This is a genomic window from Muricoccus nepalensis (assembly GCF_006438825.1).
GTDB classification, from domain to species: Bacteria; Pseudomonadota; Alphaproteobacteria; order Acetobacterales; family Acetobacteraceae; genus Roseomonas; species Roseomonas nepalensis.
Genome location: NZ_RCZP01000003.1, coordinates 306958 through 321511, shown reverse-complemented (window position 1 = coordinate 321511; position 14554 = coordinate 306958). Strand labels below are relative to the sequence as shown.

Here is a 14554-nt window from a genome sequence, read left to right as displayed (position 1 = left end):
ACGATGTTTCATCCGGCCGAACTAATGCTGGCGCCCGAGCGAGGCGATGAGGCGGTTGTTGTAGCTCCTGATCATCCCGGGGATGAGCAGCGCGTCCACCAGCACCCAGAGGCCGACCAGGAAGAGCCCGGCGTAGCCGATGAGGACGAAGGTGAGCAGCATCGAGACGAGCGTGACGAGGAGCTGGACCACGCCGCTCGCGATGCGCCCCGCGTAGAAGCGGTGGGCGCCGAAGGTGCCGAGGAAGAACCAGAGGAGGTAGGCGACGAGGGCGGAGCGCTTGTTCGCGTCGTACTGCATGAGGGCGGCGGCGTCGTTCGGGCGGCCGGGGTTGAAGGAGTTGGAATCGAAGGGGCCGGTCTGGAAGGTGCCGGGGCGGGACGGGTCGGGGCCGGTGGTCGGGACGGGCATGGGGCGGAGCGAATCCTGGAGGGTGGCATGGCAGCATGCCGCGGGCGGGCGGCCGGGGCGACGGGGCTGGCCTTCCGGGGCGCGGCGGGGCGGTCAAGCATCTTCGCCTCGAGATCGCCCCGCTGGCGGCCCGGTTCCAGGCCCCGCCGGCCCCGCCCTTCCCATGGGCGCGGGGGACGGCGATGCTCCGCGCCGAGGAGATTGCCGATGATCACGCTGCACACCTGGAACACGCCCAACGGCCGCAAGATCAGCGTGGCCCTGGAGGAGATGGGGCTGCCCTACACCGTCCGGACCGTGAACATCGGCCAGGACGAGCAGTTCCGGCCGGAGTTCCTGGCCATCAGCCCCAACAACCGGATCCCCGCCATCGTGGACGAGGAGGGGCCGGGCGGGCAGCCGATCAGCGTCTTCGAGTCGGGGGCCATCCTGCTCTACCTCGCGGAGAAGACCGGGCGCTTCATGCCGGCGGACCTCCGGGCGCGGGTGCCCGTGCTGGAGTGGCTGATGTGGCAGATGGGCGGCTTCGGGCCGATGCCGGGGCAGGTGCACCACTTCCTCATGCAGCCGGAGGGACCCGCCCGGGACTACGGGCTGGCCCGCTACGGGAAGGAGACGCGCCGGCTCTACGGCGTGCTGGAGAAGCGGCTGGCGGGCCGCGACTACGTGGCGACTGAGGACGAGCCGAGCGTCGCCGACTTCGCCATCATCGGCTGGGCCTGGCGCCACGAGCGGCACCTGGTTCCCTTCGACGACCTGCCGAACGTCGGTGCCTGGTACGAGCGGATGATGGCCCGCCCGGGGGTGCGGCGGGGCTTCGAGGTGGCGCTTTCCTGACGAAAGCGCGCGGGGACCGTTTGACGGGGGAATGGCGGGCGGCTAGAAGCGGGGCCTGCAACGCCGTGTGACTTCCACTCCTGCGGAGGGGTGGCCGAGTGGCCGAAGGCGGCGGTTTGCTAAACCGTTATAGGATGTCAAGTCCTATCGTGGGTTCGAATCCCATCCCCTCCGCCATTACCTTCGCGTGCCGTATTAAGTTTGTTGGGTTGCTTTCATGAGCGCCCATCCTGCCCCTGACCAGCCCCCACGAGGTGGCCCAGGCCGATTTTTAGTGGAGCATGGCCGCGGCCTGTCCTGAGCTGGTGGGTGGTTGGCCGACGGAGGACGGCAGAGGTGATGTCAGGAGCACCTCTGGCGCGGACGGTCGGTAGCGCAGCGAGGAGTGAGGACGGACGGTGTTGTAGTGCCGTCGCCATTGTTCGATCAGCACCTTGGCCTCGGCGAGCGTGTTGAACACCTCGGCGTTGAGCAGTTCGTCGCGGAGCTTGCCGTTGAAGCTCTCCACGTAGCCGTTCTCCCAGGGGCTGCCCGGCTCGATGAACGCCGTTCTCGCGCCCACGCCGCGGATCCAGCTCTTCCCGGCCGTGGCAGCGAACTGGGGTCCATAGCGCATCGGGAAGGTTGAACCGGATCGGGGTATGATCCGGTTCAAAGGCGGCCACGACCGGCCAGCGAGCCTCCACAGTGATGGTGTCCAGCCACACGGAGAGGAGCCGACCGGCCATGACCAGGTCCCAGCCTACACCTCCTACTGCTGTCCTTGTCGCCATCGATATCGCCAAGCTCAGGAACGAGGTGCTGATCGAGCTGCCCGACGCCCGACGGCGGCGCAGGATGACGGTGACCAACACCCGCGCCGAGCACGACCGGCTGGTGGCCGAGCTTCAGGCCCTGGAGCGCCCGGTGACCGTCGGCCTGGAGCCGACCGGCCACTACCATCGCCCGCTCGCCTGGCGACTGGTGCAGGCAGGCTTCGACGTGCGGCTGATCTCCTCGGTCGCCCTGGCCCGGACTAGGGAGGCGCTGCACAACGGCTGGGACAAGAACGATCCCAAGGACGCCCAGGTCATTCTGCACATGCTGCGGATCGGCGCGGCCAAGCCCTACCACGACCCGCTGGAGCACGGGATCAACGACATCCAGGAGTTGTCGATGACCCACGAGGTGGTGTCCAAGGCCAAGACCGAGGCGCTCCACCGCATCCAGACCCACTACCTGCCCTTGTACTTCCCCGAGATCGACCGCTTCCGGAACAACACGCGCAGCGACTGGTTCTTTGCCCTCCTCGAGCGCTTCCCCGTGCCAAGCAGCATCACCGCCTTCAGCAAGGAGGCCTTTGTCGCGGCTGCCTGGGACCTCGCCGGCCGCAAGGTCGCCAAAGCACGCCTGCTCGGCGACATCTACGACACCGCCCAGAGCTCCATCGCCCTGCCGATCCCACCCGAGGCGCCTGCCATCACCATGTTCCGCCTCGTCATACTACCGGCCCTTCGTCGAGGGGCCGGTGCCAGGTGGAAGAACCCCTCTCTATCGGAGCCGTGAGGGCGCATCCGCGACCCTGTAGATAATGTTCGGGTCTTCCATCTGGGTCTGCATCTCGTCTCGAGGACGGTGAGGGCCACGGCGGCGCCAGCAAGCGCGCGGGTACCGCCCATGGACCCTGTGTTTGCTATGGTCGAGAGCTCCCCCATCACGGTGGAGGCCACCTGGTTTTGTGTTGCTGCGTATTCTGACGTCAGTGCAAACTGGCGATGGAGACTTGTTGACGAGAGCGTCCCGCGCCTTCCCGATCTAGGACGTTGTCCGAACGAACATGGCCCGGCACGCCGCGCCGGATGAACAGGTCGGACAGCACGTCGATGACGTCGGCGGCCCTGAGCTGGCGGCCCACCCGGATCGCCAGGCACTCGCGGGTGAACTCGTCCACCACGTTCAGCATCCGGAACTTGCGCCCGTCCTGGGTGCGGTCCTCCACGAAGTCATACGCCCACACGTGGTTCGGCCGCTCGGGGCGCAGCCGCACGCAGGAGCCGTCAGCCAGCCACAGCCGCCCGCGCTTGGGCTGCCGGGCGGGCACCTTCAGGCCCTCACACCGCCAGATGCGCTCCACCCTCTTGTGATTGCACCGCCAGCCCTCGGCCCGCAGCAGCGCGGTGATCCGGCGGTAGCCATACCGGCCGTACTGTTTGGCCAAACCGATGATGCTCGCCGTCAGCGCCACCTCGTCGTCCGCCTGCCTCGGCGCCTTCCGCTGCGTCGAGCGGTGCTGACCGAGCACCGCGCAGGCAAACCGCTCCGAGACGTCGAGTTCCTTCGTGACGTGCTCGACGCAGGCCCGACGACGGGCGGCGCTCACGGGTTTCCCGAGGCGGCTTCCTTCAGCACCAGCTTCTCGAGCGTCAGGTCTGCCACCGCCTTGCGGAGCCTGCCGTTCTCCTGCTCCAGCAGCTTGAGGCGCTTCACCTGGTCCAGCTTCAGGCCGCCGTACTCGCTCCGCCAGCGATAGTAGCTCTGCTCGGTCACCCCCATTGCCCGCACAGCCTTGGCAGCGGTCTTGCCCTGCGCCAGCAACACCTCGANGCGCTCACGGGTTTCCCGAGGCGGCTTCCTTCAGCACCAGCTTCTCGAGCGTCAGGTCTGCCACCGCCTTGCGGAGCCTGCCGTTCTCCTGCTCCAGCAGCTTGAGGCGCTTCACCTGGTCCAGCTTCAGGCCGCCGTACTCGCTCCGCCAGCGATAGTAGCTCTGCTCGGTCACCCCCATTGCCCGCACAGCCTTGGCAGCGGTCTTGCCCTGCGCCAGCAACACCTCGACCTGCCGCAGCTTGGCCACGATCTCCTCCGGCTTGTGGTGCTTCCTTCCCATCCCAACACCCTCCACAATTCCGCCGGGCTCACCTTACCGGCGGACCGCTTCTACGGGGGAAGGTCAGGGGAGGGTCAAGGAAAGCCGACCGTTGCCAGGAGCAGTGACCGGGGCTCCTCCGGTCCGCGCCTTTCACGCCGGTAGCGACATCTGTTCGCCTCTTCCCCACTCTGCGGCAAGCACCGCGCCGGTCTCGGACTCGGTCACGAACACCGTCCCGCTTCCCGGACTACCGAAAGCAAGGTTGGTCGTGGTCGCGCCACGGCAGGAACGGATCCGCGCGACGGGCTCACCCTGCGGAGAGAGCACGAACACACTGCCCAGCGAAGCATGGGCCACCAGCAGGTTGCCCGCTGCATCCATGGCCAGCCCGTCCGGCCCGCTGGTGCCATGAAACGAGGCGAAACGTCCAACCTTGGCGGTGCTGCCGTCCAGAAGCAGCGGCAGGCGCCAGACGGCGTTGTCGCGCGTCATGGCAACAAACAGCACCTCTTCGTCATGGGAAAGGGCTAGGCCATTCGGGCTTGGTCCGTTGGCGAGCAGGCAGTCGAGCTGGCCGCTGGGACGCAGTCGGTAGACCCGCCCAGTCGGATCATGCAGGCCAGATTGCCCCTGATCGGTGAAGTAGAGGTTGCCATTGCGGGCGAACACCAGATCATTGGGACCCTTAAATCGCTCGCTGTTGCGCCGGGCGAGCACCGGCGCGACCGCTCCTGTCGCGAGATCGAGCGACAGGATGCCCTGCTTGTAGTCAGCGACGTACAGACGCGTGCCATCAGGGTGCAGCGCCAGCCCGTTCGGTTCCCCGTCATACTCGGCAAGCTGCGTCCAACTTCCCTCCGGTGAGATGCCGAAGATACGGCCATGCGGGATGTCAGTGACGTAGAGGTTGCCTGCCGCATCAAAGCAAGGTCCCTCCAGGAAGCAGTCCACCGGCTGGCCGCGGTTGTTCGCACGCGACCACTCGGTGACGACGGGGCGGCGCAGTTCCGCTGGCATCTCGGTGTGCACGCGCGTGGTGACCGAGTACGGCGGCGCAGAAGAGGGTTCCATTATCTGGTCTCCGGTTCAGTATCTCATCGTGTGTCGGATGGTGGCTCAGCCGCCGATGCTGCGTGACAGCAAACCCGCCTCTTCCGTGACGAGCGCGGCAAGCCTCTCGTGGCTTTCCGCCTCGAAGCGGCTTCTCGGACCAATGATCCCCAGCGCGCCGATGAAGTGCCGCCCCCGCCCGAAGACCGGCGTCGCTATCGCCGCCGCCTCGGGATCGCGCTCACCAAGGGATAGATACCAGCCTCGGGCCCGCACCTCTGCGAGAAGCGGATCGGTGCCGTCCGTGTAGGCCATCAGCACGCGCCCACTCGCACCACGGTCCAGCGGGAGCACCGCGCCTTCTTCCACGTGATGGCGGATCAACCGCGGCGAATGGTGGCGATGGAGGCAGACGCGCCGCTCCCCCTCGCGCACGTAGAAGGCGGCCGTCTCGCCCGTCCGCTCGACCAGCCGCGCCAGCACCGGACGGACATGGTCCGCCAGGTCGAAGGCGTCGCGGTAGAGCAGACCGAGCCGGAGCGGAGTTGGCCCCAGGCGGAAGAGTCCGTCGGCGCCGCGGTGGAGATAGCCGAAGCGATCGAGCGAGGCGGCCAGGCGCAGGACGGTGCTGGGGTAGAAGCCGGTCCGTTCGGCAATCTGGGCCAGCGACAGGCGCGGCGTCCCGTCCCCGAAGACATCAAGGATCGACAGGGCTCGCTCGACCGCCTCGACCCTCTGCTCACCCATGGCCTCGGGCTGCTCGGCGCCCGGCTTGGCCGAAGGTGGCCGTCCGCGGCGGCGAGGAGTGGTGGCGGTGGCGACCTTCTCTGGGGTGAGCACGGATCCAAGCCTCCAAGACTGCGCCGCGACGCCAGCATTTTCCCGTTGACGGGCCGTGCACAGCATCGCTAGGTATTTCCATACAAGAGAACTAATTTCTGTTCAACAGAAATAACGAGAGCCACTCCCGCTTGGGTGTCAGCCCAGAGGCACTCCACCGGCACCCGTCGACGCAGAGAGGAAACGCTTATGTCCCCCTTCACCACCCTTCCGTCCCGCCGCGCCGTGCTGATGGGCGCCGTCTCGGCCGCCTCCGTTCTGGCGGCTCCTCGCCTAGTGCAGGCCCAAACGCGCGGCACTTGGCCGAACCAGCCCGTTCGCATGATCCTGCCCTACGCCCCCGGCGGCCCCACCGACGTGATCGCCCGCCTGATCTGCGACACGCTCTCGCAGCGCCTGCCGCAGCGGGTCGTGGTCGAAAACCGCACCGGCGCAGGTGGCAATATCGGAGCCTCGGCGGTCGCCAAGGCGCGGCCGGACGGGGGCACGTTTCTGTTCACCAACACCGGGCACGCCGTGAACCGCGCGCTCTACACCCGGCTCGACTACGACCCTGCCAAGGATCTCGCCCCGGTCACCATCGTCGCGGAGGGGCCGATGGTGCTTCTGGTGCCGAACAACTCGCCCGTTCGGACGGTGGCCGAGTTCGTCGAGCGCGTGCGGGCCAAGCCGGGCGAGTTCAGCTACGGCAGCACCGGCACCGGTGGCGCCCTGCAACTCGTCAGCCTTCTGTTCACGAAGGCCGCCGGGCTGCGGATGGAGGAGGTGCCCTACCGCGGCAGCGCCCCTGCCGCCCAGGACCTCGTCGGCGGCCGGGTCGAGATGCTCTACGACGCGGGCGTCACCGGCTTTCCGCTGGCGACCTCCGGGCAGGTGCGGGCTCTCGCCGTCTCCTCGGCTCAGCGCAGCCCCGTCATGCCAGACGTGCCCACGATCGCGGAAGCGGGCTTCCCCGCTGCCACGTTCAGCGTCTGGCAGGGCATCCTGGCTCCGTCGGGCACGCCCGAACCCATCCTCGAGAAGGTGCAGCAGGAGATCGTCGCGATCCTGAGCGAGGGATCCCTGCGCACTCGCCTTACGGACCTTGGTGCCGAGCGCATCGTGGCGAACACGCCTGCCGAGGCGCGGGCCTACGTGGACGCCGAGATGACCCGCTGGGAGGCCGTGCTGCGCGAGGCCGGGGTCCGCCCGCAGTGAGATCCGACCCTGGCACACAGGAGAAAGTTGTACCCATGACCATTCTTGTCAGCGAGGTCGGCCCACGAGACGGCTTGCAGAGCATCAAGCGCCCGATGCCAACCGAGGCCAAGATCCGCTGGATCCAGGCCCTGGCGGCCGCGGGGCTTCGCGAGATCGAGGTCGGCTCCTTCGTCAATCCGAAGCTGCTGCCGCAGATGGCCGATGCGCCCGAGGTGGTGGCGGCGGCCCGCCAGATCCCGGGTCTCACGGTGCTGGCGCTGGCACCGAACCTCAAGGGCGTGCAGCGCGCGGCCGAGGCCGGGGCGCACAAGATCACCATGCCGGTCTCGGCCTCCGAGGCGCACAGCAAGGCCAACATCAACATGACCTGCGAGCAGGCCCTTGCCGAGGTCGGGCGCGCCTGCCGCTTCCGCGACGGCCTGCCCGCCGGGCAGCGGCCGGAGGTCGAGATCGGCATCTCCACCGCCTTCGGCTGCACCATCCAGGGCCTGGTGTCCGAGGACTGGGTAATCGAGATGGCGGTGCGCCTCGCCCGCGAGGGGGCGGACAGCGTCGGCCTCTCCGACGGCGTCGGCTACGGCAACCCGGCGCAGGTCAAGCGCCTGTTCAGGCGGCTGCATGCCGAACTCGGCGACAAGGCGGGTGGTGCCCACCTGCACAACACCCGCGGCCAGGGCCTGGCGAACGTCGTCGCGGCGCTGGAGGTCGGGGTCACGACCTTCGACGCCTCGCAGGGGGGCATCGGCGGCTGCCCGTACTCCCCGGGGGCGACGGGCAACATCGTCACCGAGGACCTGGTCTGGATGCTGGAGGCCATGGGCCTCGACACCGGCGTGGACCTCGACAAGCTCGCCGATGCGCGGACGGTGCTGGAGGAGGCGCTGCCCGCCGAGCCGATCTACGGGTATCTGCCCGATGTCGGCGCGGAGAAGGGCTTCCGCTACGCCGCGCGCGGCCCGGCCCCGGAGGGCACCGGCAAGGCCGAGCGCGGCACCCCGGCCTGCGAGGTGGTGGCATGAGTGCCTCCCACGCTCCCCTGCCGCTGGAAGGCGTGCGCGTTCTCGACCTGACCAACGTCCTGGCCGGTCCGTTCTGCACCTACCAGCTCGCTCTGATGGGCGCCGAGGTGGTCAAGGTCGAGCAGCCCCTCCGCGGTGACCTCGCCCGGCGGCTGGGTGCCGACCCGGAGGCGGCGAAGCGCGGCATGGGCGCCTCCTTCGTCGCGGTGAACGCCGGAAAGCAGTCGGTGACGCTGGACCTGAAGCACCCCGAGGGGAAAGAGGTGCTGAAGCGCCTTGTCGCGGAGGCCGACGTGCTGGTGGAGAACTTCCGCCCGGGTGTCATGGACCGTCTGGCGCTCGGCTACGACACGCTGTCCAGGATCAAGCCCTCGCTGGTGTACTGCGCCATCTCCGGCTTCGGTCGCGACGGCCCCTTCGCGCAGCGCCCCGCCTACGACCAAATCATCCAGGGCGCCTCCGGCGTCATGAGCATCACCGGCGACGCGACCTCGGCGCCGTTGCGCGTGGGCTATCCCGTCTCCGACACGGTGGGAGGGCTGACCGCCGCCTTCGCGGTCGCCTCCGCCCTCGTCGGCGCGCGCCAGACCGGGGCAGGACGCTACATCGACGTCTCGATGCTGGAGGCGTCGCTCGCCACCATGGGCTGGGTGGTCTCGAACTACCTGAACGCGGGCGTGGAACCGACCCCGATGGGCAACGCCAACTTCACGGCGGCTCCGTCCGGCACCTTCCGCACGGGCGACGGGCTGATCAACATCGCGGCCAACGAGGACAAGCAGTACGCAGCCCTGTGCGACGCCGTGGAACGGCCCGACCTGAAGGCGGATGACCGCTTTGCTGACCGGCACGCGCGAAAAGCTCATCGCGAGGCTCTCACCGGTGAACTGGAAGCGGCACTGGCCGTCCGCGGTGCGGCCGAATGGGAGGACCGGCTGATCCGCGCAGGGGTACCAGCAGGCCAGGTCCTGACCGTCCCCGAGATCGTGGAACACCCGCACATCCGCGGCCGCGGCTTCGTCTCCGAGATGGAGACGGCCGAGGGGACGCAGCGCGTCACCCGCTGCGGCTTCCGCTTCGGCGACGGCAACCCGGTTCCGTCGGGTCCGGCACCAGTTCTGTCCGCCCAGACGGAGGCGTGGCTGGAGCGCCTGGGCTACAGCGGCGAGGACATCCAGCGCCTGAAGGACACCGGGGTCACCTAAACGGCGCCGTGCGTGACGGTGCTCCGAGCGCTGCCGCTCGGGCGCCGCATCGTTCGAACGGCAGCTTGCGGACAAGCACAAGACACGGAGGACGCGATGCGTCGACGCGACATGTTCCTTGGCGCCATGGGCGCCGCCCTGACGGACGTCCTGCCCAACCCGTCCCGTGCCCAAGGCAACTGGCCCGACCGGCCGATCCGCCTCATCGTGCCCTTCCCACCGGCCGGTGGCACGGACGTGATCTCGCGCGAGATTGCCGCGAAGCTGGGCGCCGCCACCGGCTGGAACCTCGTGGTGGACAACCGCCCCGGGGCGGGCGGCAACATCGGCCTCGACGCCGTCGCGAAGGCGGCGCCGGATGGCTACACGATCGGCATGGGACAGGCCTCCAACCTGGCGATCAACCCGGCGCTCTACCCGCGCATGCCCTTCGATCCGCTGCGCGACTTCGCGCTCGTGTCCACCGTGGCATCCCAGCCCAACGTCCTTGTCGTGGCGAAGAACGCGTCCTACCAGACCCTCGCGGACGTCGTCGCGGCGGCGAAGGCGAAGCGTGGCGGGTTGACGGCGGGAAATGCGGGCAGCGGGACGGTGGGCCATCTGGCCGGGGAGATGTTCGCCCTCCGGGCCGGGGTTGAGTTCGTCTCCGTGCCCTACCGGGGTGCCGGGCCGGTCCTGACTGACCTGCTGGGCGGCCGCGTCGACCTGTTCTTCGCCAATCCCCTCGCCGTGAAGGGCGCGCTGGAATCGGGTGACTTGCGCGCGATCGCCGTCACCTCCGCCGCGCGCATGCGGACGCTCCCGGATGTGCCGACGATCGCCGAGGCGGGCTACGAGGGCTTCCAGGCGGTCAACTGGACCGGGTTGGTGGCCCCCGCCCGCACGCCCGCCCCCGTCGTCGCGCGCCTCAACGAGGAGGTCCGGAAGGCGCTTCGCCAGGACGAGGTGGTGGCGCGGCTCGCCGCTGAGGGAAGTGAGCCGATGGGTTCCACACCCGAGGAGTTCCGATCCTTCCTCACCGCCGAGCATCAGCAATGGGGCAAGGTCGTGCGGGACGCTCGCGTGCAGGTGGACTGATTGGGGTTACGATGCCGGGACGGAGGAGGGGCGAGGTCAGGGCGGCCTCGTTCCGCACGGACTGGGAGCGTGACGCGCAGGCAAGCCGCGATGGCGATTGCCGGACGGACGGAACCTCGAAGGGAAGCACGCGATGGCCAAGACTTCGGACTTACTGGTGGCAGCGCTCGAGAACGAAGGCGTGGACCGCATCTTCGGGGTGCCGGGCGAGGAGAACCTCGACGTTCTCGAATCCCTCCGGACGTCCCGGATCAAGCTCGTGCTCACCCGGCACGAGCAACCGGCGGCCTTCATGGCCGCCACCCATGGTCGCCTGACCGGCAGGCCGGGCGTGTGCCTCAGCACCCTCGGCCCCGGCGCGCTGAACCTCGTCACGGGCGCCGCCTATGCGCAACTCGGTGCCATGCCGATGGTCATGATCACGGGCCAGAAGGGAATCATGAGCAGCCGTCAGGCAGGCTTCCAGATCGTGGACACGGTCGCCGCCATGCGGCCGCTGACCAAGCTTACCCGGCAGATCGTCTCCCCCGCCACGATCCCCGCCCTGGTCCGCGATGCCTTCCGGGTGGCGCAGGAGGAGCGGCCGGGTCCGGTGCACCTCGAGCTGCCGGAGGACGTGGCCGGTGAGGAGGTGGCCGATCCGCCGCCCCTGGTCCCGCCGCACCCGATCGAGATCCCCGTGGCGCACCCCGCCGCGATCGACCGCGCGGCCGAGATGATCCTGGCCGCCGAACGCCCCCTGGTGATGCTCGGCGCCGCGACCAGCCGTCCGCGCGCCACGAGGGGTCTGGCGGGCTTCGTTCACCGCACCCGTATTCCCTTCTTCACCACGCAGATGGGCAAGGGCACCGTGCCCGGCGGTTCCAGCCTCTACATGGGCACCGCCGCGCTTTCGGAGCGCGACTACGTCCACGAGGCGATCGAGCGCGCCGACCTCATCATCGCCATCGGCCATGACACGGTGGAGAAGCCGCCCTTCCTCATGGGCCCGGGCGGGCCGAAGGTGGTCCACGTCTCCTACACCCCGGCCCATGTCGAGCAGGTCTACTTCCCGCATGCCGAGGTGGTCGGCGATGTCGGCCCGAGCCTGGAGCTGCTGGCCGATCGCCTGGAGGGCCGCCTGCCCCAGGCTGGGGCGCTGCTGCCGCTGCGCGAGGGCATCCTCGCCCGCATCACCGATCGCGCCGATGAGGAGCGGTTCCCGCCGACGCCGCAGCGCCTGGTGCGGGATGTCCGACGCGTCATGCCCGAGGACGGGGTCGTCGCGCTCGACAACGGCATGTACAAGATCTGGTTTGCCCGCAACTACCGCACCACGGTGGCCAACACGCTGCTGCTGGACAACGCGCTGGCCACCATGGGGGCGGGCCTTCCATCGGCGATGATGGCGGCGATGCTGAACCCGGCTCGCCGGACACTCGCGGTCTGCGGCGATGGCGGCTTCATGATGAACAGCCAGGAGATGGAGACGGCAATCCGGCTTCGACTGAACCTGGTGGTGCTCGTCCTGGAGGACAGCGCCTACGGCATGATCCGGTGGAAGCAGTCGGTCGACGGGTTTCCCGACTTCGGCATGACCTTCGGCAATCCGGATTTCGTTCGCTATGCAGAGGCTTATGGCGCGACGGGGCATCGCGTCGGAGCCACTGATGATCTCGTCCCGACCCTCGAGGCGGCATTCAGCGCCGGAGGCGTGCATCTCGTGGTGGTGCCGATCGACTACTCCGAGAACAAGCGCGTCCTGGTGGACGAGTTACAAGCTCGACTGCCGATTGTGAAATCCGCCTGATAAGCGCTTGTGTGACGGCCCAACGATTCAAAAGGGGCAGCGGCCTTCCCAGCGAAGCTGGTGACTACTTTGTGTTGCAAACCGGTACTCAACGGAAAGCTTAATGAACGTCTGCTCTTAAATGTTTGCAAACCAAAAGTGGTCATTCGGCTTTTGGCCGGCTCCTTCGCATCATTAGACGGCGCAAGGCTTACCGCTCCGGAGCAAAAGGACCGGAGTGATCGGGAGTTCTTCCTGAATGGTCCTTGCCCTAATAGGAACGGCCGCAACGCGCTGGAAGCGGCCTACTGTGTAGCGTTCCGTGCTGTGGCAGTAGAGGCGGTGGCCGACGCCAGATCGTAAGTCTCAGCCACCTTCGACGGCCTCACGGCGCGCTCCGGCACAGGCGGTGCCCACCCCGGCCGCGAAGCGCGCCGCCACCGGGTCTAGCCGGGCGGAGAGGCGCGCGTCAGCCTACGGCGGCCTCCGGCTCGTGTCGGGTGGGGAGCCTCGCCACCTTGGCTGGCGTCTTGGCGCAGAAGGCGGACCACTCCGCCATCAAGCGCCGTCGCTTCTCGAACAGGTCGCCGCGGGCGTAAGCCTGTTCCATCTTATCTCCCGTGCGGTGCGCCAGTGCGGCCTCCACCACCTCGCGCGGATGCCCGGTTGTCTCCCCGGCCCAATCGCGGAAGGTGGAGCGGAAGCCGTGGACCGTGAGGTCGCCGCGCTCCATTCGGCGCAGCGCCATGGTCATGGCCATTACGGACAGGGCTTTCGGCTCCTTTCGGTTTGCGGCGAGCTGGCCGGGGAAGATCAGTGCGTCCGCGGCCGCATCCGTCCGCAATGGCAAGACGCCGCGCAGCACCGCCAGCGCGGCCGGCGTGAGGGGCACGCGGTGCTCCTTCCCGGCCTTCATGCGCTCCCTCGGCACCGTCCAAACGGCGGCGTCCATGTCCACTTCCGACCACCGCGCCCCAAGGACCTCCCCGGAGCGTGCGGCGGTCAGAATGACGAATTCGAGGGCCCTGGCCGATACCGCCTCCCTGGCGCGTAGCGCCGCCATGAAGGCGCCTATGTCCTGCCAACGGAGGGCGGCGTGGTGTTTCACCGGCTTCACCTTCGAGCGGCGCGGGAAGGCGTTCGCGAGGTGCCCTCGCCAGCGGGCGGGGTTCTCGCCCACACACCACCCCATCACCTTCGCGTAGTTCCAGACGGCTTCGATCCGGCCGCGCACGCGAGAAGCTGTCTCCGGCTTCTTCTCCCAGATCGGCTTGAGGGCTGCCGTCACGGCACCGGTGTTCACATCGGCGACCGGGCGGTCGCCAAAATGCGGGAAGGCGTAGGCTTCGAGGGTGCTGCGCCATTGCGCCCGGTGCTTCGCGTTGCGCCAGCCGGCCTCCTGCGCGGCCAGGAACAGGTCCGTCACGTCCCGGAACGTCTTGCGCTGCGCCTGGGCGGCCTTCACCTCCGTGGCTGCCGCGGCCTCCGCGGCGTCGCGATGGACCAGGGGATCGCTCCCAGCCTTCACCAGCCGACGCGCCGCAGCGGCCTTCTCCCGCGCCGCGGCGAGGGGCACGGCCGCCGGCCCGTTCGCGGCGCCGATGCCCATGTCTCGGCGCTTGCCGACCAGCATGAAGCGGTAGAACCAGAAGGCCCGACGGTCCGGCTTGACCCGCAGGTAGAGGCCGCCGCCGTCACCATGCACACCAGGCTTCGCGTGCTGCACCGCCTTGGCCGTCAGCTTTCCCATGCGCCTCTCCGCCATCATCCCTGCCCCCACACTTGCCCCCACAATTGGAGCTGGATTTGTGGGAGCAGACGTGAGCGCACTTGGACAAGCGGTAGCCAGAACGTCAAGCATTGCTCGGCTTTTTCGAGCACGAAGAAGCAGGGCTGGATGGGCGTTTGGCGGCCATCCCCTCCGCCATTTGCCCGTTTCCTCGGATCAACCGGCGACGAACGGAGACTGAGGCTCGGCCTCGTTCAGCGTCTTTGCGCGTCCCTGCTCGTACCCAGGGTTGTCAGCGCGATCCGAAGATCCTCGGGTGCGGAAACTTCTATTGGCTAACTTCGATGGCGGTTGTGATAGCGCTTGGAGCCGCGAACGGAAGGCACGACGCAGCGGCGGGCGAGCAACATTGCCTGTAAGGTGTACCAGGCATTATGAAACATACTGCGTTACAGAATGCTTGTGTTTGGTCCTGTCTTATAGAAACACGCAGCTCAGAGACTGAATACATCATTGTTCGGCCGCTTGGCATGAGATCAGTCTTAGAGACTAGGGCGAAACGCGCCTGCG

The 14554-nt window shown here is 68.1% G+C and carries 10 protein-coding genes, 1 tRNA gene and 4 pseudogenes; 8 read left to right on the top strand and 7 right to left on the bottom strand.

What is annotated here, in order from left to right; all coding sequences use genetic code 11:
- Positions 1-21: 21 nt before the first annotated feature.
- The gene (locus EAH89_RS05985) at positions 22-411 is read right to left on the bottom strand and encodes a TM2 domain-containing protein (protein ID WP_206667465.1); all 390 of its coding nucleotides are present in this window, start codon (positions 409-411) and stop codon (positions 22-24) included.
- Between the two features lie 207 nt (positions 412-618).
- Here EAH89_RS05985 and EAH89_RS05980 point away from each other — a divergent pair, with 207 nt between their 5' ends.
- Together EAH89_RS05980 and EAH89_RS05975 are read left to right on the top strand one after the other, a co-directional pair.
- Positions 619-1248: a glutathione S-transferase family protein gene (locus tag EAH89_RS05980; RefSeq protein ID WP_140881868.1), complete on the top strand. Its 630-nt coding sequence runs from the start codon at positions 619-621 to the stop codon at positions 1246-1248.
- Between the two features lie 84 nt (positions 1249-1332).
- Positions 1333-1425: transfer RNA gene (locus tag EAH89_RS05975), tRNA-Ser, on the top strand.
- A 94-nt stretch (positions 1426-1519) separates the two neighbouring features.
- On the opposite strand, the pseudogene EAH89_RS05970 reads toward EAH89_RS05975, so the two are convergent.
- A pseudogene (locus EAH89_RS05970) lies at positions 1520-1855 on the bottom strand (integrase core domain-containing protein); the annotation flags it as partial.
- A gap of 119 nt (positions 1856-1974) precedes the next feature.
- Between EAH89_RS05970 and EAH89_RS05965 the strand changes: the two are divergent.
- Positions 1975-2730 (top strand): annotated as a pseudogene (locus EAH89_RS05965) (IS110 family transposase); the annotation flags it as partial.
- A 319-nt stretch (positions 2731-3049) separates the two neighbouring features.
- Here EAH89_RS05965 and EAH89_RS05960 read toward each other — a convergent pair.
- From EAH89_RS05960 to EAH89_RS05945, 4 genes and pseudogenes are all read right to left on the bottom strand, one after another.
- Positions 3050-3825, bottom strand: a pseudogene (locus tag EAH89_RS05960) (IS3 family transposase); the annotation flags it as partial.
- Between the two features lie 19 nt (positions 3826-3844).
- Positions 3845-4114 (bottom strand): annotated as a pseudogene (locus EAH89_RS05955) (transposase); the annotation flags it as partial.
- 132 nt (positions 4115-4246) lie between these two features.
- On the bottom strand, positions 4247-5167 hold the full coding sequence (locus tag EAH89_RS05950) for an SMP-30/gluconolactonase/LRE family protein (RefSeq protein WP_140881867.1): 921 nt from the start codon (positions 5165-5167) through the stop codon (positions 4247-4249).
- 45 nt (positions 5168-5212) lie between these two features.
- On the bottom strand, positions 5213-5986 hold the full coding sequence (locus EAH89_RS05945) for an IclR family transcriptional regulator (protein ID WP_161993493.1): 774 nt from the start codon (positions 5984-5986) through the stop codon (positions 5213-5215).
- A gap of 189 nt (positions 5987-6175) precedes the next feature.
- Here EAH89_RS05945 and EAH89_RS05940 point away from each other — a divergent pair, with 189 nt between their 5' ends.
- The 5 genes from EAH89_RS05940 to EAH89_RS05920 all read left to right on the top strand — a co-directional run bounded on the left by EAH89_RS05940 (position 6176) and on the right by EAH89_RS05920 (position 12276).
- On the top strand, positions 6176-7183 hold the full coding sequence (locus EAH89_RS05940; protein WP_140881865.1) for a Bug family tripartite tricarboxylate transporter substrate binding protein: 1008 nt from the start codon (positions 6176-6178) through the stop codon (positions 7181-7183).
- 35 nt (positions 7184-7218) lie between these two features.
- Positions 7219-8205: a hydroxymethylglutaryl-CoA lyase gene (locus tag EAH89_RS05935; RefSeq protein ID WP_140881864.1), complete on the top strand. Its 987-nt coding sequence runs from the start codon at positions 7219-7221 to the stop codon at positions 8203-8205.
- Positions 8202-9410, top strand: a complete 1209-nt coding sequence (locus tag EAH89_RS05930) for a CaiB/BaiF CoA transferase family protein (RefSeq protein WP_140881863.1) — start codon at positions 8202-8204, stop codon at positions 9408-9410. The genes EAH89_RS05935 and EAH89_RS05930 overlap by 4 nt, the downstream gene beginning before the upstream one ends.
- A gap of 96 nt (positions 9411-9506) precedes the next feature.
- Positions 9507-10487: a Bug family tripartite tricarboxylate transporter substrate binding protein gene (locus EAH89_RS05925; RefSeq protein ID WP_140881862.1), complete on the top strand. Its 981-nt coding sequence runs from the start codon at positions 9507-9509 to the stop codon at positions 10485-10487.
- Between the two features lie 133 nt (positions 10488-10620).
- Positions 10621-12276 (top strand): acetolactate synthase large subunit, encoded by a 1656-nt coding sequence (locus tag EAH89_RS05920; protein WP_140881861.1) that lies wholly within the window; start codon positions 10621-10623, stop codon positions 12274-12276.
- A 448-nt stretch (positions 12277-12724) separates the two neighbouring features.
- Here EAH89_RS05920 and EAH89_RS05915 read toward each other — a convergent pair whose 3' ends face one another.
- Positions 12725-14005 carry a tyrosine-type recombinase/integrase gene (locus tag EAH89_RS05915; RefSeq protein ID WP_277753777.1) on the bottom strand — a complete coding sequence of 427 codons (1281 nt, stop codon included), beginning with the start codon at positions 14003-14005 and terminating at the stop codon, positions 12725-12727.
- Between the last annotated feature and the right edge of the window lie 549 nt (positions 14006-14554).

What these genes read in the sequence shown, in the direction of transcription:
- EAH89_RS05915 (WP_277753777.1), bottom strand. Translation starts at nt 14,005, where the DNA reads ATGGGAAAGCTGACGGCCAAGGCGGTGCAGCACGCGAAGCCTGGTGTG.
- EAH89_RS05950 (WP_140881867.1), bottom strand. Translation starts at nt 5,167, where the DNA reads ATGGAACCCTCTTCTGCGCCGCCGTACTCGGTCACCACGCGCGTGCAC.
- EAH89_RS05935 (WP_140881864.1), top strand. Translation starts at nt 7,219, where the DNA reads ATGACCATTCTTGTCAGCGAGGTCGGCCCACGAGACGGCTTGCAGAGC.
- EAH89_RS05985 (WP_206667465.1), bottom strand. Translation starts at nt 411, where the DNA reads ATGCCCGTCCCGACCACCGGCCCCGACCCGTCCCGCCCCGGCACCTTC.
- EAH89_RS05940 (WP_140881865.1), top strand. Translation starts at nt 6,176, where the DNA reads ATGTCCCCCTTCACCACCCTTCCGTCCCGCCGCGCCGTGCTGATGGGC.
- EAH89_RS05920 (WP_140881861.1), top strand. Translation starts at nt 10,621, where the DNA reads ATGGCCAAGACTTCGGACTTACTGGTGGCAGCGCTCGAGAACGAAGGC.
- EAH89_RS05980 (WP_140881868.1), top strand. Translation starts at nt 619, where the DNA reads ATGATCACGCTGCACACCTGGAACACGCCCAACGGCCGCAAGATCAGC.
- EAH89_RS05930 (WP_140881863.1), top strand. Translation starts at nt 8,202, where the DNA reads ATGAGTGCCTCCCACGCTCCCCTGCCGCTGGAAGGCGTGCGCGTTCTC.
- EAH89_RS05925 (WP_140881862.1), top strand. Translation starts at nt 9,507, where the DNA reads ATGCGTCGACGCGACATGTTCCTTGGCGCCATGGGCGCCGCCCTGACG.